The following is a 24,208-nucleotide window of genomic DNA, read 5'->3' on the forward strand; positions in this document are numbered from 1 at the left end:
GCTTATCGGGGCTTAGAGCTAGCCCTCCACAGCACTACCCATAGCTCGGCACCCAGGCGCTCGTGGGTCTGCTATGGGTCGGTAGCTGCCTCTCGCCAGAGGCAGCTACCGGCCAATAGCTGCCTCTCGTAACCGCTGAGTCACGCCAAAGCGAACGGTTGAGTCAGGCATAAACCAGCCAATAGGGGAAGCGATCAGTCATCTTTAGCTGTGACGCGATCACGCCAAAAATCTGCACTGTAGTTATTGAGCCCACCACTATGGTTATCGGGCTGAGCCGAATACGCCGTCGGGATTGAGTCTCCGTCCCCCCCGTTTTTAAAGAAGTCTCGAACGGAACAGAGCGCCAGATCCCGCAGGTGCTCCCATTCTCGATAGAGCCTCGCCTCGCGCTCCTGACGCACCTTTTCAGCACTTGGTTTCCGCAAGGGGGCAGGTTGGCTGTAATTCGGGCGAGATGCTGCGGTGTGTGAAAAGATGATGCTGCTGTGGGTCCAGTTGTCCTCGACAGAACGCCGCCATTTGTAGCTGATCCGAACCGTCAACTGTTCGCGAAGGCTCACGGGCGACGGTATCTGATCTTCGACGTAATAGAACTGGCCATCTTGCTGCTCGATTGCTGCTCGATCCTTCATGGTTTGGACGGCGTGTACCAAGTTGCTTCCAGCTCGCAGCACGGTGGTTCTCGTCTCCTCGCGCTTTTTGGAGGATCTCGCTTTACAGTAGTCCCCCAGAGCACGCTCAAAATCGCGAAGCATTGCGGCTACATACGCCCCGCAACGGCTGAGTCCAATGCCATGAATCCCTCCAGTTCGCTCCTCATAGATGCATTGGTCGATCAGCTTCTGCAGCTGGCTCCTATCGATTTCATTCACCGCGTCTTTCTCGTCGCGAGTCATGTTGATCTGAACCACTCTCGTGCTCCTCGTCGTTGGCAACCCCATGCCGGCATGATTGAGCGCCCTGCTAGGAAGCATCTCCCCGGAGAGTCTCGGCGACAGCAGCAGAATGCTTCGCCCTCCCCCTCGTCGCAGTGACCTTTTGGGTCGTGGTGGTCACCTCAATTTTGAGCGCGTATTCCTTCGCGTAAGGACGGCGCTGAAAAACCTGGTGGAGGTGCGCCACAAAAAGCTCGGCCAGCTCGACGCTGTCCAAGTAAAGCGTCTTGTAGGAAAGACGACCTGTAGGGGTCGCATAGAGCCCGGCGACGATGTCTTCATCCCTGTAATGCGGATTCTGAAGATTCGACGGGACAAGGCGATGAGGAATCTCGACCCGGATGGTCGCGTACTCCACTGACGATTTGTTGGGGAAATCCCCTGCACTACGCAGTCTTTTGGGCTCAATCACGACGCCAATCCCTTATTGTCGGATGTGCCAGACGTTACCACTACCCTGATTCGTTGGCATCCCCGAGCAGCTACATTGACCAGCACTAACCCCAGATCAGAAGGTGTCAGAACCGCATGAGCACTTCATCAGTACTGGACGGACTTGTTGAATCGTTGAGGACGCATGCTTCGTTGCTGATCAGATCCTCGGAGATTGAAGCAACAGGAGCACCCGATCCTCGCGACAACTTTGTTCGTCAAGAGCTGAGGCGAGCAGCCGAGCTGGTGAGCGGAGCGGCAGCTTTGGGCGCCATTGCAAACCCTGCCTGCTTGGGAATCTTGAGCCGAAGTCTGCTGGAGCAGTTGATAACGGTCTTGTGGGGCATTCGATCCATTGAGAATGCAGAGTCGCAAAGCAACGCTGGTACTGCTCAATTGGCAAAAGCGTTCAAGATGAACTTAGAAGCAGGTACCGCCCAGGTCTTCGATCGGAGCACAGGTGAGGAAGTAACGGCTCGATACCTAGAGCGCGAACAGGTGAAGCGAAGCTCCCCACCCAGTATTCAGCAGAAAGCCAAGGAGGCAGACGTTGCGGACCTGTACACCGTTTTCTACAGATTTTTATCGCTTGAGACGCATGGTCACAGCGAAAGCCCCAGAGAAAAATCAGAAATCGTGGATCTGAGCGTTATCCACCTACAAGGCATAGGTGGCATAAGTCGAGCCATCGGGCAGGGCTGCGTTTGGTGGCTGATTCATCGCCACTGGCCTGATAACGAGTCACTTCGCGAAGTGTTAGGCCTCAATGCGAAAGCGTAGGAATGCACCACGTTTTCAGTAACTCGCCTGGCCCGATACGTCGCTACTGGAGTGACAGCCACTTATCTACTCGTTCGGTCGAATGTTTAGGTGTCCACTATGGGCTGTTCTCTGCCCGTCGTGGCCACGCATTAGATGTGTCAGATTCGATGTAAATAACTGATCAAGTCGAGTGCAATCAGGTGGCCAGGTAAGTGCCATTGCGCATGAGGGCAAATTACGCCTCAACTACTCGGTTTCTTAAACCCAATTTCGCTTGGTTTCCTGCCGTCCAGAGTAGGTACATTATCGAGCTTGCGAATAAGGCTCTCTAGCTTTTCCAAGTCGCCCTCCGCAATGGCGCGTTCATCGGGAGTCAAAGGTACGGCCTCCAAGTACCGTCTGATTGACGATTTACTTTCCAATGCTTGGGCCATAGCACTGTCTTTCGGCAAGTTGAAGTCACACCCTGCACAGGCCATACGGTGTGGGCAGCTGCTCCAGAAGGGATTCGAACAATACGAGTCACCCAAGTCATAGAAGGTGTAGGATTCATCTGAATGGCTAGCAATTACGTCATGGTCGATCAATACGGAGACCATGTGAGCCATTTGATCGGCTTTAACAAAGGATGCGGCCAGCTTGGTAGGCCGAATTCGAATGTAATGTAAAGTCGAGTTCGGCGAGCTGTGCCCTGACCACTGCATCAGCTCGATCAACGACATGCCTTGAGGGACGCTGGCAAGCGCTGTCACTGCGGAGGCACGCCCCCGGTGGCTAGTGATGCGCCCGCGACTGTCCTCCACTGGCACTCCCGCCTTGGCGCATAACATTGGAATTATGGTGCCATTGATGACGCTGGAGCCAATGCGCTTGCCGCGAAACTGGAATAAGTAGCTAACTTTTTCCCCGGCTCGCTCATCGAGCAATGCGGCTTGGTTGGCAGGCCTATCCTCCAGCCAGGCGTCAATGCGCTCTTTCACGACCACCGCTACAGGTTTGACGAAAGCTCTGAATGTCTTACTGGCAGGAATATCGAGATAGCATAAGGTTCCTGCTGGAACGATGGTTCCATCCTCGTGTACCACATCATTGGCCTGAGGATGCGCGCATCCTTTGTCCAACCGCATAATTTCATTGCTGCGCAGGCCCGCGTGCGTCCACACCACAGCAATGGCTTGAACCATCGACAGGGGATAGTGAATCTCCGAAAGTAGATCGTTACGCTCGAGATTGAGGCTCGCCCAAATCAGCTTGAGCCAGGTCGAGACATCAATAACGCGTGGGTTGATGCCTGAGTTAAACGCCACGGACCGCGGCGTGGCTAGGTGATGCCGGGGACTGAACTTCAAACGCCCCCAGCCCCAGAGTTCAAAGTCTGTAAAAAACCGTCGCAAGGCATGCAGAAAGCCGCGCTTTGAGTTGGCAGCGATAGGCTGGCCAAGCCCTTTGAGCTGTGTTCCCTTCGCTGACTCCAAGGCCCACTCACCGACCGTCATCCGGTCAACAGCGGCAATAAACGCAGCGCAAGTGGACATGCTCCAATCGGTGGGCGCCGCAACTCCCGGTTGCTCACGCGCTAACCAGACCCCGGTCCTCAAGATAAAACTGTAATTACTTTCACGTGTGCGGGGACGTAAGGTGGACGTGTCTCGCCAGCGACTGCACCACATCACCCAAGCAGGGTCGATACCTTCGATGCTTTTCTCCCGCCAATCGGTATAGCCTCGCATGCGCAGAGGTTTCGCCAAAATCCCCATGGCAGCGAGGCCGTGAGACACCTTTCCGACCGATCTCGCGACACCTTCGCTTCGATGCTGTTGGCCCTTCAGCAGCAGTTCCTCAGTGAACGTTTCCAACCGCGGATCGCCGTTCTCCAGCATCAAGGTGCCCAGCACACTGGAAAGGAACTGCTCAAGATGGCGAGCAGCGTAGCCCAATGATCTCAACGCTTGGCTCAAGCGAGCGTGCTCACGCCTGAATACTTCATGGCCGAAGATAAAAGAAGCATAGATAGCCGGCTGCCGGAATTTGGCGATACGCTGCGGGGTTTGAAAACCGCCGAGGTGGTAGGCAACGGAAGCGAGGTAAGGTCGTGATCCTGCTCGACTACTGAGCAAAGTCAGCCACTGCAACTCAGACCAACACCAGTAGGGTTTACCAGTCTTGCTGACATTCCAGAGAATGGTTGCCACGGAGGAAATCGCTAATCGTTGAGAAACGCCGCTGTGAGCCGCTATATCAGCCAGCGGCCTCATGAGCCCAGGTAGCTCTGATTGGAGGTAGCGCCAGTCTGAACGGTGAAGGCGATTCGAAAGTATGGTCAGCTCCAGATTCGATAGATCGGTCTGACGTTCGTACTGGCTCGAGTCGAACGGAACATAAGGGGTGACGGAAGGAGCGCTCATTGCGATGCCCCTGCCCCAAAGAGCTCACAAAACATCCGGGCATCGAGACTGCCGACAGAGTGCGCCATCTTCGCTGTGAGATCCGCGCCCGATAGGTGCAGGTAAACCAAAGTGGTTCTGGGGTCTCGATGGCCAGCATATGTGGTCAATTCATGGAGCTTCCAGCCAGCACGGGCCAGATGGGTAAGTCGAAGGTGGCGAAAGGTGTGAGTGCTCAGGTGCGACAGTTCCGCTTCCCTGGCCCACCCTTCAACCGTTTTACTCCACGTCCAACGGGTCAGAGACGAGCCTCGATTGCGATCTGATTCTGATCGAAACAACGAACCTCGCGTCCAGCCTGCTCCGTGCAAAGCATGTAGATGCTCGATTAATACTGGGGCAATTTCTGGGCTGTAGCACACGACGCGGCTGCGTTTGCCCTTGGTCGTTTCCGCTCGCACCGAGATCAGCCGATGTGCAACGTCTAAATCCTCAATCCGCAAGGCCACCAACTCGGCACGGCGAAGAGCCCCGAAGTACGCCAACGACAGCATGAGCCGGTCCCGGATAGACGACCTGGCCGCGATACTGAGAAAGTGCCGCCACTGCTCATCGGTGGGGATGTCTGGCAGCTTAATGAGCCGCGGAACCAAGCCCCTGACAAAACCTTCATGTCCAGGCACCTGGAGCAGCCGACCATGTTGTCCACGAGGTACAGGGTTTTGCTTGCAGAGACCCTGAAAAACTAGATGGTCGTACCACAAACGGATGGCGGTAAGCCGTTGGTGCAAGGTTGCATTTGCTACCGCATTCTTTTCACCGGGCAACAGCTTACGGATGTAGAGCGTAACTTGTTCGAATGTCGCGGATTCGGGCTCCAACCCACTCCCTTCGCAATGCAATAAGTAATGCGCAAGGCCGCGGCCATAGGCATCAAGCGTGGCCGGCGCACGCCCCAGATTACCCAGTAACACCAGCCACGCTTGAACACTGGGATAGCGGCTCAACACTTGCTCATGCAGTGGGGTAGTGGTCATGGGCGCCCCCCTGAGCGTACACGGAGTCAGACTAGCTCAAAAGCATTCCACTTAACTTAATAGAGCGCATAGTTGCTGGAGAACGCAACAACGCCATGCTTCTCTAGGTGGCGTCTGACTTTAAAGTACGGATCGCCCATTTGGAGCCCAAGGGCCTTGGCCTCGGCGGTTCTCGCGATAATGCAGCCGTCATTGTATCTGAATGACGCTAACAGTTAGTAGTGCATAACATATTGATATTTAACGATATTGTTACGCTAACAATTTTTCGTCCTTCGCAGCCTAAATCAGGGCTTTTCAGTCCGACCCACCCCCATGCGGCCAACTAGCTGCCCGCCTCGAATGTCGTGTCCCTGGGGCCGCGAGGCCCCAAAAAACTTTGAATGAACTTCATGAGCGTGCACATCTGTTGTCGGCTGGAGTCGTTCGGTTGTTCGGAAGAGCAGGCGAAACCGAAAAGCACACGGAGTCCTCGCATAACGTCCTTGGCTCGCAGCACTATTACGGAGACCGAAGCGTTCCCGGCCAATCAGGGCTGCTGAGAGGGCCTACATCACCGACACTCCCGGCCTTCTCCGCACCCTGGAGCGCCAAGGTACTTTCGGCCGGCCAGGCGCTCGGGCAGCCAGATGAGCAAGGGTGCCGCCCCCAGTGCCAGCAATAGCCACAGTCTGGAGAACTGCTCGCCATGCGGGTCGAAGCCATAAGCCAGCAGCCCGCCGAGCGCGAGCAACAGGAAGTACGGCGCCGTGAGGTAGCAGTGAAGTCGGCGGCAGCGTGCGGCATTGACCAGGCAGGCGCCACCCATCACCGCCAGCGCGGCGCTTGCGGCCAGGAATAGCGTGGGGTGTCGATCTGCCAGAAGAATGGTTAGCGTCGCGACAACGGCAGGCAGCCCCCAGAAGCTGATCACCTGCCATGTCTGGCGCAGGCTGTCACCCCTGCCGAGTTCATTAGTCTTAATGTTCATGTTTGCACCTCGCATTCTTTACCCGGCGCAGCAGGACAATTGCTTCACGTCCTTACTGAAGGTTTGCGCCGCGAGCTTCAGGCCCTCGACCATGGTCAGGTAGGGGAACAATTGGTCGGCTAGTTCCTGCACCGTCATCCGGGCGCGGATGGCGAGGGCGGCCGTCTGAATCAGCTCGCCCGCTTCCGGGGTCACTGCCTGCACGCCCAGCAGTCGGCCCGAGCCCGTTTCGGCGACCAGCTTGATGAACCCCCGTGTGTCAAAGTTCGCCAGAGCGCGCGGCACGTTGTCCAGGGTCAAGGTGCGGCTGTCGGTTTCGAGGCCGGCTTGGTGCGCTTCCGCTTCGCTGAAGCCGACGGTGGCCACCTGCGGATCGGTGAACACCACGGCCGGCATGGTGTCGAGATTGAGCATTGCCTCGCCGCCGGTCATGTTGATCGCCGCGCGATTGCCGGCCGCCGCCGCGACATAGACGAACTGCGGCTGGTTGGTGCAGTCGCCGGCCGCATAAATATCCGCTTTGCTGCTGCGCATGCCCTGGTCGATCTGGATGGCACCGCGTTCATCCAGCTGCACGCCGGCCGCTTCCAGGTTCAGGCCGTGGGTGTTGGGCGTGCGTCCGGTGGCGACGAGCAGTTGGTCGACCCGCACTTCACCGTGCTTGGTGGTCAGCACGAACTCGCCGTTGGCATGGGCCACCTGGCTGGCTTGCGTCTGTTCCAGCACTTCGATGCCCTCCAGGCGGAAGGCCGCCGTCAGCGCTGCGCCGATGGCCGGATCTTCACGGAAGAACAGCGAGTTGCGCGCCAGGATGGTGACGCGGCTACCCAGCCGGGCAAAGGCTTGCGCCAGCTCCAAGGCCACCACGGATGAGCCGATCACGGCGAGCCGTTGCGGAATACTGCTGCTTGCCAGCGCCTTTTCCGAGTTCCAAAAGGGGGTATCTTGCAGTCCGGGAATCGGCGGCACGGCCGCACTGGCGCCGGTGGCAATCAGGCAGCGGTCGAAGGTCACGATGCGCTCGCCCCCCTCGACCAGTTCCACACTGAGCGTGTGGCTGTCCTGGAAGCGGGCGGAGCCACGCAGCACGGTGATGGCTGGGGTGCTTTCCAGAATGCCTTCGTACTTGGCGTGGCGCAGTTCGTCGACACGACCCTGTTGCTGGGCGAGCAACCGTTCGCGCAAGACAAGCGGCGGCGTGGCGGGCAGTCCGCCATCAAACGGACTTTCGCGGCGCAGATGGGCCACGTGCGCGGCGCGAATCATGATCTTGGAGGGCACGCAGCCGACGTTGACGCAGGTGCCGCCGATGATGCCGCGCTCGATCAGGGTGACGCGGGCCCCCCTTTCTACCGCCTTGAGCGCGGCCGCCATGGCGGCGCCACCACTGCCGATAACCGCCACGTGAAGCCTGTCACCCTCTTTCCCGGCGTCAGTGCCACCGCTCAGCCAGCCCCGTGCCTTATCGAGCAGGCCGGGACGGGTAGGTAGCGTGATGTCTTCGAACGCCGCTCGATACCCCAGGGCCTCGACGGCGGCCTGCATTTGTTCACGGCTTACGGCCTCGTCGACCTTCAATTCGGCCCTCCCACTGGCGTAGGAAACATCCGCCCGATGCACGCCCGGAATCTTCTCCAAGGCCTCTTTCACATGCACGACACAGGATGCGCAGGTCATGCCAATGATTTTCAGTTCGGTCATAACGTTACTCATTGAATCGTCTCTTGTCAGGTTCACTGGTTTGGCGGCGTCGGACAGGACGCCGGGGAGCAACGGCGGTGCGCGGGCGACACGAAGTCCCAGATGGACACCCCAAACATGACGGCCAGGCCGATATAGAGCAGCCAGCCGCTCCGCCAGCCGTGAGCCAGCATCAAAAACACCGCTACCAGCACCAGGGCCGGGCCGATCAGGCCAGGCGCAGCGCGTCGCCACTGCCGGTGACTGAACCAGCCGAGGGCATTGACGAGCAGAGCCACGCCGGCAAACAACGGCAACAGCGTGGTGATGAACAGGCCTTCCCATTGGCTCAAAAAGCCCAGTCCGATCGTGGCGCCCAGGCTGGCAAGGGCGGGAAAGCACGAGGCGCAACCTATGGCGGAAACCAGCACGCCGACGGAACCGGCTTTGTCACCGATCCGTGTGAACAGATTGAAAGAATTTGCCATCGGAATGCCCGCCTATTGCTTGACGCTGGACGGGTAGCCGGCGTCCTCTGTCGCCTTGGTCAGCGCCTGCGCACTGGTCTTGGCATCGTCGAAGGTGACGATGGCTTCGCGCTTCTCATAACTCACCTCGGCCTTGGTCACGCCCTCGACCTTGGTCAGCGCTTTCTTCACCGTGATTGGGCAAGCGGCGCAGGTCATGCCCGGCACCGACAGGGTGATGATTTGGGAGGCGGCCCACACTGGGGAAACCACGGCAATGAGGGCGAGAGCGGCAAGCAGCTTTTTCATGACCAACTCCTGATTAGTAGAACAAGGGGAGGATGTAGGGGAAAGCGAGCGCGACCAGCACCAAGGCCGTCACGACCCAAAAAACGAGCTTGTAGATGGTGCTTACCTGGGGATCAGCGCAGACCTCACCGGGTATGCAGACTTGAGCCGGGCGGAAAATGCGCCGGTAAGCGAAGAACAGCGCAACCAGTGCCGCGCCAATGAAGAACGGGCGGTAAGGTTCCAGAACGGTGAGGCTGCCGATCCAGGCACCGCTGAAGCCCAAGGCGATCAGCACCAGCGGCCCCAGGCAGCACGTGGACGCGAGGATTGCCGCCAGACCTCCAGTGAGGAGTGCACCGCGCCCATTTCGCGATTCAGACATACGTTCATCCTTCCGAGTGGTTGATCGATGGGTTAAGGTTATTTCCGTAGTTAGGTACGGGGTCAAGCGGCATGCACAACGCGGTGGAAAGCCTGACCATCGGCGCCTTTGCCAAGGCAGCCGGGGTTAACGTGGAAACCATTCGGTTCTATCAACGCAAGGGGCTGTTACCCGAACCGGACAAGCCCTACGGCAGCATTCGCCGCTATGGCGAGGCGGATGTCGCACGGGTGAGATTCGTGAAGTCCGCGCAACGGCTGGGCTTTAGCCTTGATGAAGTGGCCGGACTGTTGCGACTGGACGACGGCGCGCACTGCGACGAAGCGCGTGTGCTCGCCGAGCAGAAGCTTGAGGATGTGCGTGAGAAACTCGCGGATCTTCAGCGGATCGAGTCGGTCTTGGCGCAGCTGGTTGATGACTGTTGCGCGAGCCAAGGGACAGTGAGCTGTCCGCTGATCGTTTCGCTGCAAGCGAGCAAGTGACCGCCCGCACTTCGCGCGTTAGCCCACGATTTCCCGTTTGTCAGGGCTCTCTGTTTGTCGGTCTGAAGGTGGAAAGAGCGGCGCTCATTGAGCGCCGCTGACTGGGCAAAGGAGCACTTGCAAAGGCCCTAGGTTGGTACTGCTATTTGCCCTTGTGCATCAGTGGGGCGGGCCCACGTTGCATCTGGTCGAGTAGCACATATCTACCTTGCAGGCGGACAGCCGGGCTGCGCTTCGCTTCGCCACGGCCTGCCGCCGTGGCGCCCAGTTGTTCAATCTTCTTGACGGTTTCCGCCACTAGGATTGCGTCAGCCTTGTCGCGCATGGAGACAATCTGCTCGGTCGCTCTCGTGACATCGTGATCGCCGCCGTACAGCCCGTCGCCTCTGAGAAGGTCATGCAGGTGATGGATCGGATCAATTCCAAGTGGGGTCGAGGCACGCTCCGCCTGGGCGGGGTGCCGGTGACTCCTGACTGGGGATGTGTCGGGAAATGCTCGGCCCAAGCTATACCACACGGTTAGATCAGCTCTGGACAGTGAGGTGAGGCACACCCCAGCGCTGCTAGGAAGCCGGCTTACTGCTCAGAAGAACCACCTTACCAGTGGCTACGCCCTTCAGTTGAGCTAGTTCGAGAATCAGGGTCTGATTCACTGAGGCCAGTCGAGCCAGATCCTGGCTTAGCTGTGCGTTCTCCGCGCGCAATGCTCTGTTCAGCTCCCTCTCCTTCAACAATGCTTGGTGCTTCGAATCGCGCTGTGCTCGGACTGATTTCCCCATCAGACCACGAATGCGTTCAGCCACGGCTGGGTAGGTGTTGTGGATGAGACCTGGAGTGACCCCTGCCGCTTTCGCTACGCCAGAAATGGACAGCTTTCCGTTTGTTGAAAGGATGCCGTCGATGACCTTATCGAGCATCTCCGAGGTCTTCTGTCTGGAGCGTCCGGAGGATCGTTGCGCAGTTGGCTTATTGGTCAAAGTCGGCACCTTCAAGTTCGCGTTGGGTCACTGTCGCGAGCGTCCAAAGGAGACAGGCCAAGGCTGCTGATTACGTCGAATGCGACCTGCATATCACGTTTTGCCCGTTGCCTTACAGCCGGCCCGGCATCGTCGATTTCCATCAGCTCCAGCTGATGCGAGTAGATCCCCTGCCACGTGGTGGCAAAGGTCTCGTCAATCACAGAGTGTTTGCAGCCAGGACAACGGGTTGCCTCATACAAACCAGCCCCACCACAGCCCCGTTCTGTCGCGATGCACCAGCCATGACCAGTCGCTCGAATGTTTGCATGGGGGGCTGTCTGGGCCAGCAAGGCACTCCGATCTTTGATCGGAATGGCACGTAGCTCCATGATCCTCTCACCCGCCCCTCCAGCAAGTGGCTGATCATCCAACCACGACTCGATGAGATCGATCTTGAATTCCGTCATCTGTTGGAGGATTTCATCGAACAGGGTGAGATCCTGTAGGGGGTTGGAGGCATAGAGCTGAGTCATGCTCATACTGCTGTGTTTGAACTGCCACTTGAGGAAGACGAGCGAGGTACGCCCCATGCGAGACTCAACGAAGCACCGGGCATAGGTGCGACGGCACTGGTGAGTCCGCAATGGCCAATCACTTCCAGCCGCTTTTGCGACGCGCTTGAAGGCTTCATTGGAACCTGCGGCGCTGAGCACTTCGATGTGTCCAACACGTTCGGCTTTGTTGCCGTACCCATTCAAGCAGAGGAACAGTCTCTTCGAGTCCTTTCTGGCTTTCTCCAATCGAAGCAAAAGATCAGCGGAGTCAACTGAATTGCATGACAGTTCAAGGTCACTCAACTCCGCCTCGAGCTCCCTTCTCATGGGGGTTGAGCACATGGCGAAGAGATTCAACGCATCCAGCGTAAGCTCAGGGACAAGATAGTCGACTCGTCCCTTTCCCGTTTTATGCTCGGTCGTGGTTACCCAGCAGTAAGTAACGCCATCCACTACCTCTTTTCGCCACGCACCGACTTCAATCCCGATGACCTCTTCGTTACGCATGCCACTGGTAATGGATGCAATGTACAAAACAGCATCGTGGCAACGAATCATTTTGGGGCTGCGGCGAGTGAAAGTGTCAATTCCGGTGGCTTTCAGATCTTCTTTCGTCTTATGAACGATCTGCTCGCAATAGTTGAAGATCTTCGCCTGATCATCTGGCGGAATTATATCCGTTCTACCCGTATTCTTATTGGCAGCCGAAGTACCCCTTGCTTCTCCAATTCCGCTGACTCGCCACAGGGACGAGTCCCCCCACGGAAAACACTGAAGAGGGGAAAGGGTTTCGGCAGAGAATATCCATAAAAAGTCAATTATCCGCAGCCTGGAATAAAGAGGCATTGGTCTTAACGACTCTGACTTGCAATGGTGAATATAATTACTAATGTGTATGGGCCGAACATCGGAAAATCGTTCAAGCTCTAAATCGCTAAGCCAACGAATAAATGGAATGACACTGGCACTGACGAGAGTTGTAATACCCCGTGCGACAGGTGGCTTTGACCCTGGAAGCCCTCTCTTGAACCATGCATACGCAACTGCTTTGCAGTCATCAATCATCTCAGGTGGGAGATTAAAATCCCAACTGACGTACTTGTGCCCCTCGTTTACGTTAGATTGATCAAAGAAAGGTCGAAGATCCCAGCGAGCATCGCCAAAGCGGCTTAATACAAGAGTTTCGCCACGATCATTAACAATGGCACTAATAACTATCGCATCACGCTCAGCCTTGCTGAGGCCCGAGGCAGTTACAGGTTGCGCGAATAGCACATCATAGGCCTTAAGGGCGGCCCTAGAGTTCCGATTAGCCGACAAGAGCGTCACCTCGAACTTTCCTCATAAACTCAATCTTGCATCCCCAGAACGGATGAGGGGACGCTTTCGCTTTGGCTTTAGCCGCTTCGATCAGTTCAATCTTGAATTTTCGAGACGTAAACTCGTCAATAAGCCTGATGAAATCGCCCTGGCGTTTCCGCCATGCCGCCCACTCATCTGTTAAAAAATACTCCATCTCAGCGTGCAAAAACTGCTGATAGCTGAACAGTCGATACAAGTCTCCGAGAGTCCCTACAATTGCGTAACTAGGACATGTCAAGCAATGAATGAACTCGGAACAATGGGTAACGCCATCTTTGGGTGCCAGGCTTCCATAGAGGCTATCTTTGCAACCTCCTGGGGGTGTCGGTGTGACGTTGATGCCACGCAGCTGATCGGTGAATGCTTCCCCTACGAAGGTGGCACCCTCAACCTTGATCTCGTCATTTATCTTCAAATAGTGGTTATCAGCAACGCTAGGGGAATGGCCCATCACAGCGGACACCTCCAGTAGGTCGCCGCCGCTGAGCTTCCAAAGCCTACTTTCCATAGTCTTTCGAAGACGACTGAGATTAACGATCAGCGGTTGGCCCTGATCGTCCTTCAAAGCATGCCGCGCACAGATACTCTTTGTTGATTGAAATAGCGTACTGGAAGCCAGCGCGACTACCCTATGACCATGCCCATTCTGTCCGGCGCGGTAAAGCCAAACATGCGACTTAAGCTTTTCAGGCGCAAACCCAACCAGTGGCTCAGAAATTGCCAAAGCCTTATTTACAACAGCCACCCCATCTAAAGGAATTGGGTTATATCCGTCATGCAGTTCAGTTTGTCGAATGGTTTTGCTCTGAGCACCCTTGCCGCGTCTTTTTACGGTGTTCAAGAGCCGAAGATTGGGGATGAATGGATGCGGCTGGAGTGCATCTCTAGACATTTCCAGAAGCGGCGTAGTGTTAATTCCAGATCTGGCCGCAGTAATCAGCAATAAGACCGTCATTGCTTCGGCGTCATTTCCAGAGAATAAGCCCTTATGAATGGCTACTAAATCTGACTTTAGCGCAGTGATGAGCCCCTGCATTTCCGAGAGACTGAGCGGCTTCGCGTCATTGGTCGATTTCGCGGTATGGGGGAAAGGAACGGCTGGAAGTAGATCATCTTTATCCGCCTCAACGAATCCGTATTCAATTAGGCTGATGATCAATGACTTCAGCGACGTGTAATAGTTCTTCGCAGTTGACCCGTTTGGATACTTGAGCTTAAGCCACGAAACATATCGCTCAAGATGCCGCTTGGTCAGGCTGTTCGGGGTTGACGGCGGAGAATCAATCGTTCCGCTTTTCAGGAAGGCCATGAAATATCGAAGGCCATTGCTGGAGTACCCTACAAGAGTGGCCAGGGAGAAATTCCCTCCATTGACCAGTGCTCTGATTACATGAATACTCTGAATAGCCCATGCGTCAAAGCCAAACCCAATGTACTGAGAGTGATCAATCTTAGTTACATTCCGGGGATTTTTCGGAAGATCGATTCTAAGCTCATTCTCTACGGTCTCGAATCCTTTAGTGACCGATTGCATTTCAGCTTTATAGTTTTTCTTTCGGGCCAACAGTAGTACCTCAGATGCTTGGAGTAGAGACGGCCATAAACATCATGTCTATCTCGTCTTCATGAGCAAGGACAGACTGAGCCTCTAGCTGATTAATGAGATGCAGGTACACCATCGTTGTTTGAACGTCGGAGTGTCCCATCCTGTCTCGGACATAGAGCAATGGCTCTCCTTTAAAGTCTCGGCTTTTCCTCAGGGCAAGAAGGGTATAAGTCCCATAGGTATGACGAAGCATGTGGGCCCTAACATAAAATCCGCACTTGCGCTCATACGCCTTCATCACGTCGACGATGGAGTCTTTCGTGTACTGCCGCCCCTCCCTTGTCAGCACCAAGGCCGTGGCGCGCCCGTTGCCGGCCGCTTTCCGTACTTCGCGCTCATGAAGCGTGTACGACCACATTTCCTCCATCAGCGACCAAGGCACGTCAATTGTTCGAGGGCGGCCGTACTTGAGATGCATGTCCGATGGCTCGAGAGCCACGCTGATCATTTGCCCAGGGCGGAGGCCCTTCTTCAGCCGAGGATTAAAGACGTACTTGAAAGGGAAAGTGCGCGCCTCGCAGGAGCGAAGACCAGTGCGAACCATCAGATGGAACAAGATCCGGTGACTTGGATCGGCATCGAGGGCGAGGCAAACCTTAGCCTGATCTTTGGTCAGGAATTTGGTCAATCGCTTACGCTCTCGCACCATCACTGAGGGCTTCGTACTCTCGGCGTTAGGACGAGCTACGTGACTGAGGAAGCCGGAATGCGGAGTCGCTCTGACCCTTCGCTCGCCAAAGGGCAGCGCTGCGATCAGATCACGCTGCTTGGCCCATTGGTAGAACCTCACAATTAGGTTCAGTCGCTTGTTCAGAGTGCTGGGATCTAGTTCCAACTCACCGCTCGACCAGTCTCTATACCGCGACAGGACGCTCAGGCCATCTGCCTGACTCTCCTCATTCCAGGCCAGACCATTGGCCTCGAGGAAGGCGAAGTAGTCGAACAGACGGCGTCCATAGGCCTCCCACGTCAGAGCACTGAGTGCCTCACCTGACTCGACTAGCGTGTGCCAAAGGAAAGATTGCGCCGGCTCCACTGGCCAACCGTCGGCGCCAACCAACAGAGGGAAACCTTCGAATGATCGACCCGCTACAGCAAGGTCTTTTGTTGCGAACACCAGCCTCATTTCACAGCCTTAAACACCATCCAGATGACTCCCCTTCAGAGGCTGGAATGTAATTTCTCAGGCTTCTATCAAGGTGGTGCGGACTGTAATTCATTTACTAACGGAAGCAATCCCTCAGATCATTGTTGCTCAAGACGACTACCGGTACCCCTTTCAGGTCCGGTCGAAAGATCCGCTCGCATGAGCAGTAGAAGCTGTTGCAGTCGACCAAGGCGAACACCTTCACAGCATGCTCCGCAGCAACATGCTGATCACCCCCCCAGAGTTCGATCTCCTCCGGGCCAGCAAGCACTTCCTGGTGCTGGCCATCGGCGCCGACGTGGGCCAGATGCAGTCGCTCCGGTGACACCCGCTCGACCAGAGCGAGGTGATGTTCCTGATCCGCAACCACAATGACAACATTACCGGTGACCGGCTCCAGTGCGCGGTCAACTACAAGCACATCATTGCGGTGCACACCCAGACCAGCCAGCGCGTCGCTATCTACAAGCCAGAGCCAGAGATTGGGCGCGCCCCAGCCGACGGCTGCGTCGATGGAGGGGGGAAAGAGGGCATAATCCTCGGCCGGGCTGGAGAAGCCAGTGACCTTCAGGCGCTGTTGCGCGAGGGCGAGACTGGACAGCCGCCGGCCGGGAGATTGGAAGCAGTCCATCTGGGCGGTCGTCTTTATGCTGTATATGCGTACAGTATAGAGATCAGCCCCGCCCCGCCGTCAAGTTGGCGCAGAGGCGCGCCGCCGGCGTTCAGGCAGTTCAAGGCTGTGGAGAGTGATCGGAGGGGGACCATCCATGGTCTCTGATCTGCAGTATATGGCCTGCAGAGAGTGCATCTTGCTGTGGATCTGGTCCGTCGGTCGGGCGGTGCTCAGATGCGCAGGCCGGCAATGGAGTCTGCCGGCCTGCAGTCAGCTAGGAGGCTACCTCACTCAGGAACAGAGCAGACTTCGTACTCCTCGCGGTTCTGAGCACAGTTCTTGCCCAGGCAAGTCGACTGCCGGAATCGGCCAACTGAATAGATCCGGCCGTTGTAAGTCGCGGTATCGGTTTTATTGGTTACTGATACGCCGGTGCCCCCGTTGCCCAAGTAGAGGAGGAATCCATAGGTCATGTCTTCATCTACGTTCGACACTAAATGCGACCATACCGTCGCGTAGATCCCTTCCTTCGTGAAGGCTGTCCACTTGCAGGTGGGCTGACTCTGCTTGGTGCCTGTTGCCTGCTGTGTGATGGTGACTTGTATGGTCTGGTATAGGGGAATCGGTGCGCCGGAGTTGCGAACCTGCCCAGTAATTAGGCTTACCTCGCGGTTCTGCTGGTAAGCGATCTGATTCTGGCTACAGGTTGCTGACTGGGTGAATGTGGTACCCGCGGCGACCGTGGACGGATCAGGCGACCAAGCAGAGCAGCTGTAGGGATCACTAGAGTTTTGCCAGCCCGTATATACCGCACTCGCTGGGGCCCATCGATCGGAGAATGGGACGAACACTTGCCCGGCACCGCCTTCCTCAGTCGAGGTAGCGGTTACCGTGGCCCCGCCGATGGTGTGAGATGAGGTCAGGACCACGCTGGCCTGGCCATTGGCGTCTGTTTTGGTATCCGTAGCACTGAGAGTCCCGTCGCTGGTGGCCCACCGAATCGCGACGTTAGCGCCGGCGTTATTGCCGTCGTAGTCAGTGACATTGGCCACTACGGTTCCCTGTTCCCCGACTGCCGCCAATGTGTTGGGGTAGGCCTGAACAGTGATGGTCAGGCCCATGTTGCAGGAACGCCAGCCGCCGCCGGAACGATCGCATACGACCTTTTGCCAACCGCTACCACTGCTACTGCTACGGATCGGCTTCCAGGTGTCCGCGAAGGTGCCGGCACCAAGTCCCACAAAAATCAATGCTGTTGCCGCAGTTATTATCGTTCTAATGCGCATGAATCCCCCCATTTTCTCAGTGCTCCTATCTGTAGGGTGGTGCAGCGGAGATGGTATGGGGGCGCCGCTCAGCTCATGGCCAAACTGGGGGTCTCAATTTCCAGAACTGAAACAATAGAGGGGGAATCAGAGATATCGGGGCCGACTATTGCAGTTGAGCTGATGTGACCTGCGTTTGATACCCGAGTAGGACAGCGGAAGGGAGCTAAAGAAGCGCCGGCAGGATTGCCCTGCCGGCGATAATGGAGGCTGGAAAGAGCGTCACAGAGGGGTCGAGCAGGCCTCATACTCGTCACGCATGGAGGCGCAGTTCTTACCCATGCAGCCGGACTGCTTGAAGCGCCCGATGGAGTACACGCGACCGTTGTAAGTCAGGGTGTCGGTGAGAGCGTTAACGGAGCCGACCACGGTTCCATCACCAAGGTAAAGGCGGTAAGGATTTATTCGCGATCCTCCGGTCTGGGACACAGTCCTGGTCCAACCTTTGGAGTAGACGCCATATCTCTGAGAGGAACTCCAGATACAGCTAGGAGTGCCCTGCTTGGTGCCGGTTGCCTGCTGCGTAACGGAGACCTGGATGGTCTGGTAGAGCGGAATTGGCGACCCGACATTGCGAACCTGGCCGGTGATGAGGCTGACCTCACGGTTTTGCTGATAAGCCACCTGATTCTGACTGCAGATCGCGGACTGGGTGAACGCGGTGCCTTGAGTCACGGTGCTTGGATCTGGTGTCCAGGCGCTGCAGTTGTAAGCACCACCCGAGTCCAGCCACGCCGTATAGACCGCGCTGGTAGCTGCCCACTTATCGGTGAACGGGACGGTCAACTGCCCGGTGCCGCCTTCTTCCGGCGATGTTGCGGTCACCGTTGCGCTCCCAATGTTGCGGGATGAAGTCAGTATCACCGAGGTTTGGCCGTTTGCATCGGTGATCGACGAGGAGGCGCTCAGGCTACCGTCAGACGTGGACCAGTTGATCTTTACATCCTTGCCGACGTTGGTGCCGTTGTAGTCGGTCACCGTGGCCACGAGGTTCGCCTGCTCGCCGACGGCCGCGACAGATCCCGGGTTGGCCTGGATCACGATGGTCAGGCCCATGTTGCAGGAGCGCCACCCCTGGCCGGAGCGGTCACACGCGACTTGCTGCCAGCCGACAGTGCCGGCCCCGGTCCGGATCGGCCTCCAAGCGTCAGCCGCGGCGACTGCGGTAAATACGGCCAGGATTAGGGCTGCAGCAGAAGCGAGCCACTTACTACTTACAGACATAGAGGTTCCCCACACTATCGAATGCCAGCGAGCCCTTCGGAACGTTTGCACAGGAGCCTCCCGTGCTCACGATCGTTGGACTCCAGATCACGGACCGTACCCACCGGTTTCCTTGGCACGTGAGGTCTGCCCCGGAAGAGTTGGTGGTGACGAGGCCAGCTTTCGCGCACCAGTTTCCCTCGGCGGCGTACCCGTTCATGTCGAGGTAGCCATAGGTGGTGACGTTGCCGCTCGAAACGACTGCCTGTGCGTTGACGCTGCCGGACGCGTTCAGCGTTTGCGCATTCACCGCCCCTGCTGCGTTGAGTGTCTGGGCATTCACTGCGTTGACTTCGTCGATGCTGTTGCCGCCCATCAGCAGGTTGGTCCGCATACGGTTCAACTCAGCATTGCCCGTGGCGATCCTGGAGAGCTTGCCGTCCAGAGCAGCCTCTGTACCGGGAGCTCCAACGGTGGTGCGGATCTGGTATGTGGCAGCGTTGACGATCTGAGAGCCAGGCAGGCCGTTTACGACGACACCATCCCAGTCCATCACGGTGTTCTGGTCGACGCTGAACGTGTACTGGGTGCAGGAAGTGGTGACGGGGTAGTTGTAGCGGTTGGTAGTCGACACACCAACGAGCATCGGCGGGGACGTCGCTCCCAATGCCGCGATGGCATTGGAGCAGGTGGCGTTTCCTGGCCAGGTGCCCTTCTCGCTGCGATATAACCTGGCGGCGTCGATGATCGCTTGGGTGTCCTGAATCGTGGTGTCCGCGCGAGTCTGGTTTAGCCTCGCCATGTAGTTCGGAACCGTTGCGATCGCGATCATTGCTGCGATGGCCAGCACAACGGCCAGTTCCACCAGGGTGAAACCCTGATGGGATTTAATGCCCATGTTCGTCCTCTCCGTGCAGGAATTGCGAGGAACATGGTAAGGGCCAGGCTCAGGACGACCCGGTCAAAATGGCCTGCTGTTTTCTAATCTAGGCTAACGTAGGCATACGTAAGCTAACTTCAGCGTCCTTCAGTTAATTCCAGCAAATTTAGGGAAATCTACGCCAACCTGGGATTTCGAAACCGAGGCCCTGGGGCCTCGATACAGCCACCGCTGATCAGGACGAATCGTGGAGCAAACCTCACCTTTCGCTTAGGCTCGGTCGATCAGCTACAAGGAGTGAGTCCATGACGGACGTAGATCCAGCTGCGGCCCTTTCCAGAGCTCTAGAAAGCATAGAGAGAGACCGCCCACAGGTGCGCGCTGCTGGTGTGGAGGCGTTGCATCGCCTAATCCCACTCGCCTATGAAGACGATGCCCAAGGCGATGTGGTGAGAGCGTTGCTCCTCGGGTGTTACAACGGGCGTGACTTTCCGTTCCAACTGAACTCGATCCGTGTGCTCGACCGGGCCGTCCTGGAAGACTGCCTGGCGCTGCTCCATATGGACTCCGCTCCAGAGATCGAGGTGCACCAGCATCTTGTGGACGGGAGTGAGGTGTTCAACGGCCTGGCGGAGCGATGGAAACAGCCTGGTAGCCTGCTAACCATGACATCGCGCCGGGATGATGTGACATCTGAGGTACTCCGTACGATCGGCACCAAGTCGCTGAAGCGGCTGATCCAGATTGCAACGGAATTCAGCGGTCAATGCCGCTACGTCGCCGGCTTCCTTGCCGGCTGCTACGACGGGGCGTCCTACCCGTTCGATCTCACTGACTTCCGTTGTGTGGACCATGAGCTATTTCTGGACTGCCTGGCGGTGATGCGCCTTCTGTACGAGACCCGAGATGGAATTCAGGCGAATCTCCCAGCCGGGGAAGAGGTGTTCGGCCGGCTGATCGAGAAGTGGTCGATCAAGACATACGCCGGCCGTGGTATTTGAAGCTAGGCCCCCGCCAGGCCGGAAAATACAGGTAGGCCTTCGCCGTGAAGTAGAGAACCAGGTCGTTACCATCAGGCGTACTGAACCCTAGCCTGAGGTAACCCGATGCAGTGCGTATGTGGAGCGGCAACCAAAAGCCGAAGCTCGGTCGTGAAGAAGCTGGAAGCCGAGCTTTCCTACCAGGAGTGTGAACCGTGCGGCCGCGTCCAGATCGAACACCTCAAGGTTGATGGGCGAATCATTGCCCGGGGGGCGGAAGCGCAGAAGGCTTTCAACGGCGACCTCGAGCTGCTGCTTACTGAGCCGCAGCAAACTGGATTCGACTTCTAGCGCTCCCTAGTCGCAAGCACTGAAAAAGTGCCGTTGGCACCGCCCTCCTCCACTTCCCTCCTGAAATGACCGTGCGCCATGTCGTCTGCGGCGGCTTGGGCGTTCAGAGAGGCAGTGCTGACGGAGGACCACAGCGGGAATTATGAGTCGTCGCTGTCGAAATCAGTTGCCAGCTTCTGAACCATCCACCTGGACCCAGGTAACTGGGTCCTCTCTACCATCAACCCAGGCTCCGGAAAGTCTTCCATGTCCTCAAGATCGAGGCCTGAGAGGCATATTGTTGAAAGAAGGGTGAGGGCTTCATCAGTGTCGACAAGCTCCGGACTGCCCTTCTGGATGTTCTTCATTCGTCCGTTCAACTCCAGCATTTTGGCCACGCTCGAGCACCGCCGATTGAAGAGCAGATCTGTCCATTGGTTCTTGTCGGCCTGGTAGATACATCCCAGGTGGCAAAAGAGTTGACCATCGACCTCATGGACGATTGGCCATCGATGAAGCAGAAGCGCGACCGAGGAGCGGTCCTGCCAGTTGCTCACGAAGTCACCGACGCAAAGTGCTCGCTGAACACGATGTGCGCGGTCGACGGGGGCCTGTGGGCGAGGCGCCGGCGCTTTGGCGAGGCATGAAAGGTAAACAGGGATTTCGCCTAGCGAAGCATCGAAAATCGTGTACGACGGTTCATCAAGGTCTGGGCGTTCATCCTGGTGGTATTCGTACTCCCAATCGAGGAAGTCGAAGATGTGCATCCACATTTCAGGAGCGGTATCGCCACTCAGGGCAAGCGCAATGCTCGCTCGAGACAATTCAACGTCTTGCAGTGCACGGGCTTCAAGAGCTGACTGCAGAGGTCCTGGCCGCATTTCGTCGGGCATCTCACTCGCAAACTCGCCGGCGTACTCCATGAACGCCTGCATCTGCTGCTCTGTGAAGCCGACACTGTCTGTCATCTTGAAGGCCTTGTGAGGCCCCCTTGATGCCGGTGGCAGTAGGCGGAGGAGCATCATGGCCTCTGCCGGGTCCAGTTCATGGTCACGGACCAAGATGCGGACCTGGCCCTTCAGGCGATCGCGGTACTGATCCGGCTCCAGATCCTCGTCTGCCGGTGACGGCGGCATCGATTCCATCGCGTAGGTCATCACATCCCATGACCCGAACCCGCAGAGGGTTGCCAGGATCGAGGCGGCCTTTTCCGCAGGCACGGAAATGCTTTTAGCGCATAGGTCCACCCAGGTTCGGGCGCGCTCTACTGACGGAAGGATGATCGGCTCATGCACCATTGCGAGTCCTGTTAGAGGAGTGGACGTGGGCAGACGCTTTCTTGGTGGTTAAACATACCATTCCCAGAATAGCCGCTCGATGCTGGTTCTATGCACAACCAATACTGAGTTCCTGATTTTCCCGGAGGGGAAATTCATCAGCTAACTAAATAAACGTGGCCTAACCCTGGCTCATCGCCCGGAGAGTTTTTCCCGCCGACTATCATTGGCATGATCCAACGTAGACGATGCAGCTTGCGACCCTCACCATACGGCTGATTCCTCCAATGACCACGTCGCCAATGAAGTGACTTATGTCCGTCACCAGTAGGTTGAGCAAGCATACTTTCCTGATGGAGCTTGAGTGACTGCCCGCACAAGTGAACGGCCGAATAACCCAACTCTTCAAGTTTGGATTTTGCTTTGGCTTTTTCCTTGGAGTTGCCGTGAAGCGCTTTCTGGAGAACGGGATATGGTGCTTTTTCAGACCATGTGGTCTGAATATCTTCCGGGTATGCGGTTATATACAGTAGCCCGTTTATGATGAGTTTTAGTGCCTCAAGGAAAATTGGATGGCGCCGGTTTGTATCGTCTATATCAGACCGTGCTGATTGGCCACTAATGTCGACAATACTAACTGCGTAACCATCGTCATTCAGCTCTTCCTGAGCGTCCTGCAGAATTCCGCTCTCCGATAGTTCTTCAGTAGAAAAAAGCACCGCCAATCGCTCATTGAGTACCTCTTCTAGAGCAGTTGAGAGGTCAGCCTCCCGATGGACTCGACTGAAGGACTGGGAGTAGCTGGGTTCAGGCCGCAGGAACTATAGGTCAGCAACGTCCTCGCTAGGAGGCTTGGCCGTCATAACTATCTTGAACTCACCCGGTTCGCCTCTGCTTTCGATGTATGCCCCGTCAACAAACCAACCAGGCTCAAGCTGAAGATGCTTTTGGGGTCCGAAGTACAAATATTGGCATACATAAGGTAGACGGATTTCCCCAACAGGAATATTCCCGATATCCGTATGAGACAGCATTTCACAAAGATCAGGAGGGAAGTCCACTATCTGCCGGCCAGCTTGAACGAACCGTGCATAGGCGATCGCGAGGTTAAGCTCAAGGTTCATTACACGACTAGGACTATCTTCACCCAGTTTATGCCGTCGCGGATAATTAATCGCACGCTCGTTCATTTCTGGAACGAGGAATCCAATCGCACGATTAAGAACATCCTCAGTCACACCTCCATTTTTGAAAATCGCATATTCCTTATAGAGTTTTGCAATTTTCCCGGAGAATTTTCGAGTGGAGCGATACCGCTCTGGGTGGAAACGGTGCAACGGAGAAGCGTTTCTCTGGACGACTGGCGGAGCGATCTTGTACTCCACTTCATAAGCCCAAGTGAAGAAGGAAAGGAGTACGATGGGGTCCTCACAATCGACCAGAAACCTATCCCAAATCACCTCACTGACAAGAGGGGATATCCATGATATTTCGACAGTCAATTGTGGGCTGGTACGCACTATCCTAACTATTGCCGCAATTGAATCGTCTTCAATGAAATCGTCAAACGCGAGTATGGACTCTTCTATCTTTTCAAAGGCAGGCTTGAACCTAGGATCTGAATTCCATCCGAAGGCTAAGAACATGCCTTGGACAAAACCACAGAAGTCGATAACTGCCTCGGGATCAAACTCGAGTTGCTTTGTGAACTCTCGCACTTTAGGGGTATAACCCTGATCCTCCCAGGACCTGAGTGTGTCGAGGCTTAATTTTTTTCTTTTCACTTGAGCGGCCCGAGCAGAGAGATCGGCTGATACGTTAGGACAACCCCTGCTAACGGGCAACATAAAGAAATCTCGGATTGCCTCTGGTGAAGATGGATAAATCCTGCCCCAGGCGTGTTCACGCTAAGGAGGACGATCGGCTCATTCACGATCGCGAGTCCTGCTGATTAGAAATTTCCAAGCAATCAGGTGCGGCCGTAGGAGATTCCTGCCAATAAGGGTATTTTGCCGGCTGCTGCAGCGCCTCCCCTACCAGGGGTCATGCCGAGATAAAGGGAAAATTCATTCATTTGGTCTGTAAGGTATTGTTATTTATGGTATTTATTTTGACGATCAGCTCTTGATTTAAAATCATCCACTGAC

General features: G+C 56.3%; 23 protein-coding genes and 3 pseudogenes. 5 read left to right on the forward strand and 21 right to left on the reverse strand.

Annotated elements, in window-relative coordinates; genetic code table 11:
- Positions 1-194: 194 nt before the first annotated feature.
- Positions 195-914 carry a hypothetical protein gene (locus tag C167_RS0101980; RefSeq protein ID WP_017516605.1) on the reverse strand — a complete coding sequence of 240 codons (720 nt, stop codon included), beginning with the start codon at positions 912-914 and terminating at the stop codon, positions 195-197.
- A gap of 52 nt (positions 915-966) precedes the next feature.
- A complete protein-coding gene (locus C167_RS0101985; protein WP_226342061.1) occupies positions 967-1,350 on the reverse strand; it encodes a hypothetical protein in 384 nt (127 codons plus the stop codon).
- Positions 1,351-1,466: 116 nt separating this feature from the next.
- Here C167_RS0101985 and C167_RS0101990 point away from each other — a divergent pair, with 116 nt between their 5' ends.
- Positions 1,467-2,150, forward strand: a complete 684-nt coding sequence (locus C167_RS0101990; RefSeq protein WP_023101915.1) for a DUF5677 domain-containing protein — start codon at positions 1,467-1,469, stop codon at positions 2,148-2,150.
- Between the two features lie 224 nt (positions 2,151-2,374).
- Here C167_RS0101990 and C167_RS0101995 read toward each other — a convergent pair whose 3' ends face one another.
- The 8 genes and pseudogenes from C167_RS0101995 to merT form a co-directional block, all read right to left on the reverse strand.
- Positions 2,375-4,537 carry a tyrosine-type recombinase/integrase gene (locus C167_RS0101995; RefSeq protein ID WP_026078747.1) on the reverse strand — a complete coding sequence of 721 codons (2,163 nt, stop codon included), beginning with the start codon at positions 4,535-4,537 and terminating at the stop codon, positions 2,375-2,377.
- On the reverse strand, positions 4,534-5,553 hold the full coding sequence (locus tag C167_RS33525) for a tyrosine-type recombinase/integrase (protein WP_071534698.1): 1,020 nt from the start codon (positions 5,551-5,553) through the stop codon (positions 4,534-4,536). Before C167_RS33525 ends, C167_RS0101995 begins: the two co-directional genes overlap by 4 nt.
- Positions 5,554-5,612: 59 nt before the next feature.
- Positions 5,613-5,747: pseudogene (locus C167_RS34980) on the reverse strand (DNA polymerase V subunit UmuC); the annotation flags it as partial.
- Positions 5,748-6,106: 359 nt separating this feature from the next.
- A complete protein-coding gene (locus C167_RS0102000) occupies positions 6,107-6,523 on the reverse strand; it encodes a hypothetical protein (RefSeq protein ID WP_008567175.1) in 417 nt (138 codons plus the stop codon).
- Between the two features lie 18 nt (positions 6,524-6,541).
- Positions 6,542-8,224, reverse strand: a complete 1,683-nt coding sequence (merA, locus tag C167_RS0102005; RefSeq protein ID WP_008567178.1) for a mercury(II) reductase — start codon at positions 8,222-8,224, stop codon at positions 6,542-6,544.
- A gap of 32 nt (positions 8,225-8,256) precedes the next feature.
- Entirely contained in the window at positions 8,257-8,691 is a 435-nt protein-coding gene (gene merC, locus C167_RS0102010) for an organomercurial transporter MerC (RefSeq protein WP_008567179.1), read from the reverse strand.
- A gap of 12 nt (positions 8,692-8,703) precedes the next feature.
- The gene (gene merP, locus C167_RS0102015; protein ID WP_008567180.1) at positions 8,704-8,979 is read right to left on the reverse strand and encodes a mercury resistance system periplasmic binding protein MerP; all 276 of its coding nucleotides are present in this window, start codon (positions 8,977-8,979) and stop codon (positions 8,704-8,706) included.
- A 13-nt stretch (positions 8,980-8,992) separates the two neighbouring features.
- Positions 8,993-9,343 (reverse strand): mercuric ion transporter MerT, encoded by a 351-nt coding sequence (gene merT / locus C167_RS0102020; RefSeq protein WP_008567181.1) that lies wholly within the window; start codon positions 9,341-9,343, stop codon positions 8,993-8,995.
- Positions 9,344-9,414: 71 nt separating this feature from the next.
- Between merT and merR the strand changes: the two genes are divergently transcribed.
- Together merR and C167_RS33535 are read left to right on the forward strand one after the other, a co-directional pair.
- The gene (gene merR / locus C167_RS0102025) at positions 9,415-9,825 is read left to right on the forward strand and encodes an Hg(II)-responsive transcriptional regulator (RefSeq protein WP_008567182.1); all 411 of its coding nucleotides are present in this window, start codon (positions 9,415-9,417) and stop codon (positions 9,823-9,825) included.
- 358 nt (positions 9,826-10,183) lie between these two features.
- A pseudogene (locus C167_RS33535) lies at positions 10,184-10,371 on the forward strand (DUF4113 domain-containing protein); the annotation flags it as partial.
- A 17-nt stretch (positions 10,372-10,388) separates the two neighbouring features.
- Here the strand turns inward: C167_RS33535 and C167_RS0102035 are convergent.
- The 8 genes and pseudogenes from C167_RS0102035 to C167_RS0102075 all read right to left on the reverse strand — a co-directional run bounded on the left by C167_RS0102035 (position 10,389) and on the right by C167_RS0102075 (position 19,492).
- Complete coding sequence (locus C167_RS0102035; protein WP_008567186.1) at positions 10,389-10,742, reverse strand: hypothetical protein; 354 nt, start codon at positions 10,740-10,742, stop codon at positions 10,389-10,391.
- 71 nt (positions 10,743-10,813) lie between these two features.
- A complete protein-coding gene (locus tag C167_RS34985) occupies positions 10,814-12,667 on the reverse strand; it encodes a site-specific integrase (protein WP_235154274.1) in 1,854 nt (617 codons plus the stop codon).
- The gene (locus tag C167_RS0102045) at positions 12,648-14,264 is read right to left on the reverse strand and encodes a hypothetical protein (protein ID WP_010794484.1); all 1,617 of its coding nucleotides are present in this window, start codon (positions 14,262-14,264) and stop codon (positions 12,648-12,650) included. Before C167_RS0102045 ends, C167_RS34985 begins: the two co-directional genes overlap by 20 nt.
- Before the next feature lie 10 nt (positions 14,265-14,274).
- Positions 14,275-15,432, reverse strand: coding sequence for a tyrosine-type recombinase/integrase (locus C167_RS0102050; RefSeq protein WP_010794485.1), 1,158 nt, complete (start codon positions 15,430-15,432; stop codon positions 14,275-14,277).
- 118 nt (positions 15,433-15,550) lie between these two features.
- Positions 15,551-15,658 (reverse strand): annotated as a pseudogene (locus tag C167_RS33540) (hypothetical protein); the annotation flags it as partial.
- Positions 15,659-16,353: 695 nt separating this feature from the next.
- A complete protein-coding gene (locus tag C167_RS0102065) occupies positions 16,354-17,352 on the reverse strand; it encodes an Ig-like domain-containing protein (RefSeq protein ID WP_235154275.1) in 999 nt (332 codons plus the stop codon).
- A 261-nt stretch (positions 17,353-17,613) separates the two neighbouring features.
- Positions 17,614-18,447 carry an Ig-like domain-containing protein gene (locus C167_RS0102070; protein ID WP_024765034.1) on the reverse strand — a complete coding sequence of 278 codons (834 nt, stop codon included), beginning with the start codon at positions 18,445-18,447 and terminating at the stop codon, positions 17,614-17,616.
- A 154-nt stretch (positions 18,448-18,601) separates the two neighbouring features.
- Positions 18,602-19,492: a prepilin-type N-terminal cleavage/methylation domain-containing protein gene (locus C167_RS0102075; RefSeq protein WP_017516615.1), complete on the reverse strand. Its 891-nt coding sequence runs from the start codon at positions 19,490-19,492 to the stop codon at positions 18,602-18,604.
- A gap of 287 nt (positions 19,493-19,779) precedes the next feature.
- Between C167_RS0102075 and C167_RS0102080 the strand changes: the two genes are divergently transcribed.
- Both C167_RS0102080 and C167_RS0102085 read left to right on the forward strand, forming a co-directional pair.
- Positions 19,780-20,475, forward strand: coding sequence for a DUF7673 family protein (locus C167_RS0102080; RefSeq protein ID WP_017516616.1), 696 nt, complete (start codon positions 19,780-19,782; stop codon positions 20,473-20,475).
- Between the two features lie 150 nt (positions 20,476-20,625).
- Positions 20,626-20,805: a hypothetical protein gene (locus C167_RS0102085; RefSeq protein ID WP_200860139.1), complete on the forward strand. Its 180-nt coding sequence runs from the start codon at positions 20,626-20,628 to the stop codon at positions 20,803-20,805.
- A gap of 140 nt (positions 20,806-20,945) precedes the next feature.
- Here the strand turns inward: C167_RS0102085 and C167_RS0102090 are convergent, their stop codons facing one another.
- From C167_RS0102090 to C167_RS34395, 3 genes are all read right to left on the reverse strand, one after another.
- Positions 20,946-22,082 (reverse strand): hypothetical protein, encoded by a 1,137-nt coding sequence (locus tag C167_RS0102090; RefSeq protein ID WP_017516618.1) that lies wholly within the window; start codon positions 22,080-22,082, stop codon positions 20,946-20,948.
- A gap of 137 nt (positions 22,083-22,219) precedes the next feature.
- Positions 22,220-22,780 (reverse strand): hypothetical protein, encoded by a 561-nt coding sequence (locus C167_RS34825; RefSeq protein ID WP_200860140.1) that lies wholly within the window; start codon positions 22,778-22,780, stop codon positions 22,220-22,222.
- Positions 22,781-22,882: 102 nt separating this feature from the next.
- Complete coding sequence (locus tag C167_RS34395) at positions 22,883-23,845, reverse strand: hypothetical protein (protein ID WP_157791810.1); 963 nt, start codon at positions 23,843-23,845, stop codon at positions 22,883-22,885.
- Positions 23,846-24,208: the final 363 nt, after the last annotated feature.

This window comes from Pseudomonas nitroreducens TX1 (assembly GCF_000313755.1).
In the GTDB taxonomy this organism is placed as follows: domain Bacteria; phylum Pseudomonadota; class Gammaproteobacteria; order Pseudomonadales; family Pseudomonadaceae; genus Pseudomonas; species Pseudomonas nitroreducens_A.

What these genes read in the sequence shown, in the direction of transcription:
- C167_RS0102075 (WP_017516615.1), bottom strand. Translation starts at nt 19,492, where the DNA reads ATGGGCATTAAATCCCATCAGGGTTTCACCCTGGTGGAACTGGCCGTT.
- merP (WP_008567180.1), bottom strand. Translation starts at nt 8,979, where the DNA reads ATGAAAAAGCTGCTTGCCGCTCTCGCCCTCATTGCCGTGGTTTCCCCA.
- C167_RS0101995 (WP_026078747.1), bottom strand. Translation starts at nt 4,537, where the DNA reads ATGAGCGCTCCTTCCGTCACCCCTTATGTTCCGTTCGACTCGAGCCAG.
- C167_RS0102000 (WP_008567175.1), bottom strand. Translation starts at nt 6,523, where the DNA reads ATGAACATTAAGACTAATGAACTCGGCAGGGGTGACAGCCTGCGCCAG.
- C167_RS0102065 (WP_235154275.1), bottom strand. Translation starts at nt 17,352, where the DNA reads ATGCGCATTAGAACGATAATAACTGCGGCAACAGCATTGATTTTTGTG.
- merT (WP_008567181.1), bottom strand. Translation starts at nt 9,343, where the DNA reads ATGTCTGAATCGCGAAATGGGCGCGGTGCACTCCTCACTGGAGGTCTG.
- C167_RS0102080 (WP_017516616.1), top strand. Translation starts at nt 19,780, where the DNA reads ATGACGGACGTAGATCCAGCTGCGGCCCTTTCCAGAGCTCTAGAAAGC.
- C167_RS0102090 (WP_017516618.1), bottom strand. Translation starts at nt 22,082, where the DNA reads ATGGTGCATGAGCCGATCATCCTTCCGTCAGTAGAGCGCGCCCGAACC.
- merA (WP_008567178.1), bottom strand. Translation starts at nt 8,224, where the DNA reads ATGACCGAACTGAAAATCATTGGCATGACCTGCGCATCCTGTGTCGTG.
- C167_RS0102070 (WP_024765034.1), bottom strand. Translation starts at nt 18,447, where the DNA reads ATGGGCCTGACCATCGTGATCCAGGCCAACCCGGGATCTGTCGCGGCC.
- merC (WP_008567179.1), bottom strand. Translation starts at nt 8,691, where the DNA reads ATGGCAAATTCTTTCAATCTGTTCACACGGATCGGTGACAAAGCCGGT.
- merR (WP_008567182.1), top strand. Translation starts at nt 9,415, where the DNA reads ATGCACAACGCGGTGGAAAGCCTGACCATCGGCGCCTTTGCCAAGGCA.
- C167_RS0101990 (WP_023101915.1), top strand. Translation starts at nt 1,467, where the DNA reads ATGAGCACTTCATCAGTACTGGACGGACTTGTTGAATCGTTGAGGACG.
- C167_RS0102035 (WP_008567186.1), bottom strand. Translation starts at nt 10,742, where the DNA reads ATGCTCGATAAGGTCATCGACGGCATCCTTTCAACAAACGGAAAGCTG.
- C167_RS0102050 (WP_010794485.1), bottom strand. Translation starts at nt 15,432, where the DNA reads ATGAGGCTGGTGTTCGCAACAAAAGACCTTGCTGTAGCGGGTCGATCA.
- C167_RS33525 (WP_071534698.1), bottom strand. Translation starts at nt 5,553, where the DNA reads ATGACCACTACCCCACTGCATGAGCAAGTGTTGAGCCGCTATCCCAGT.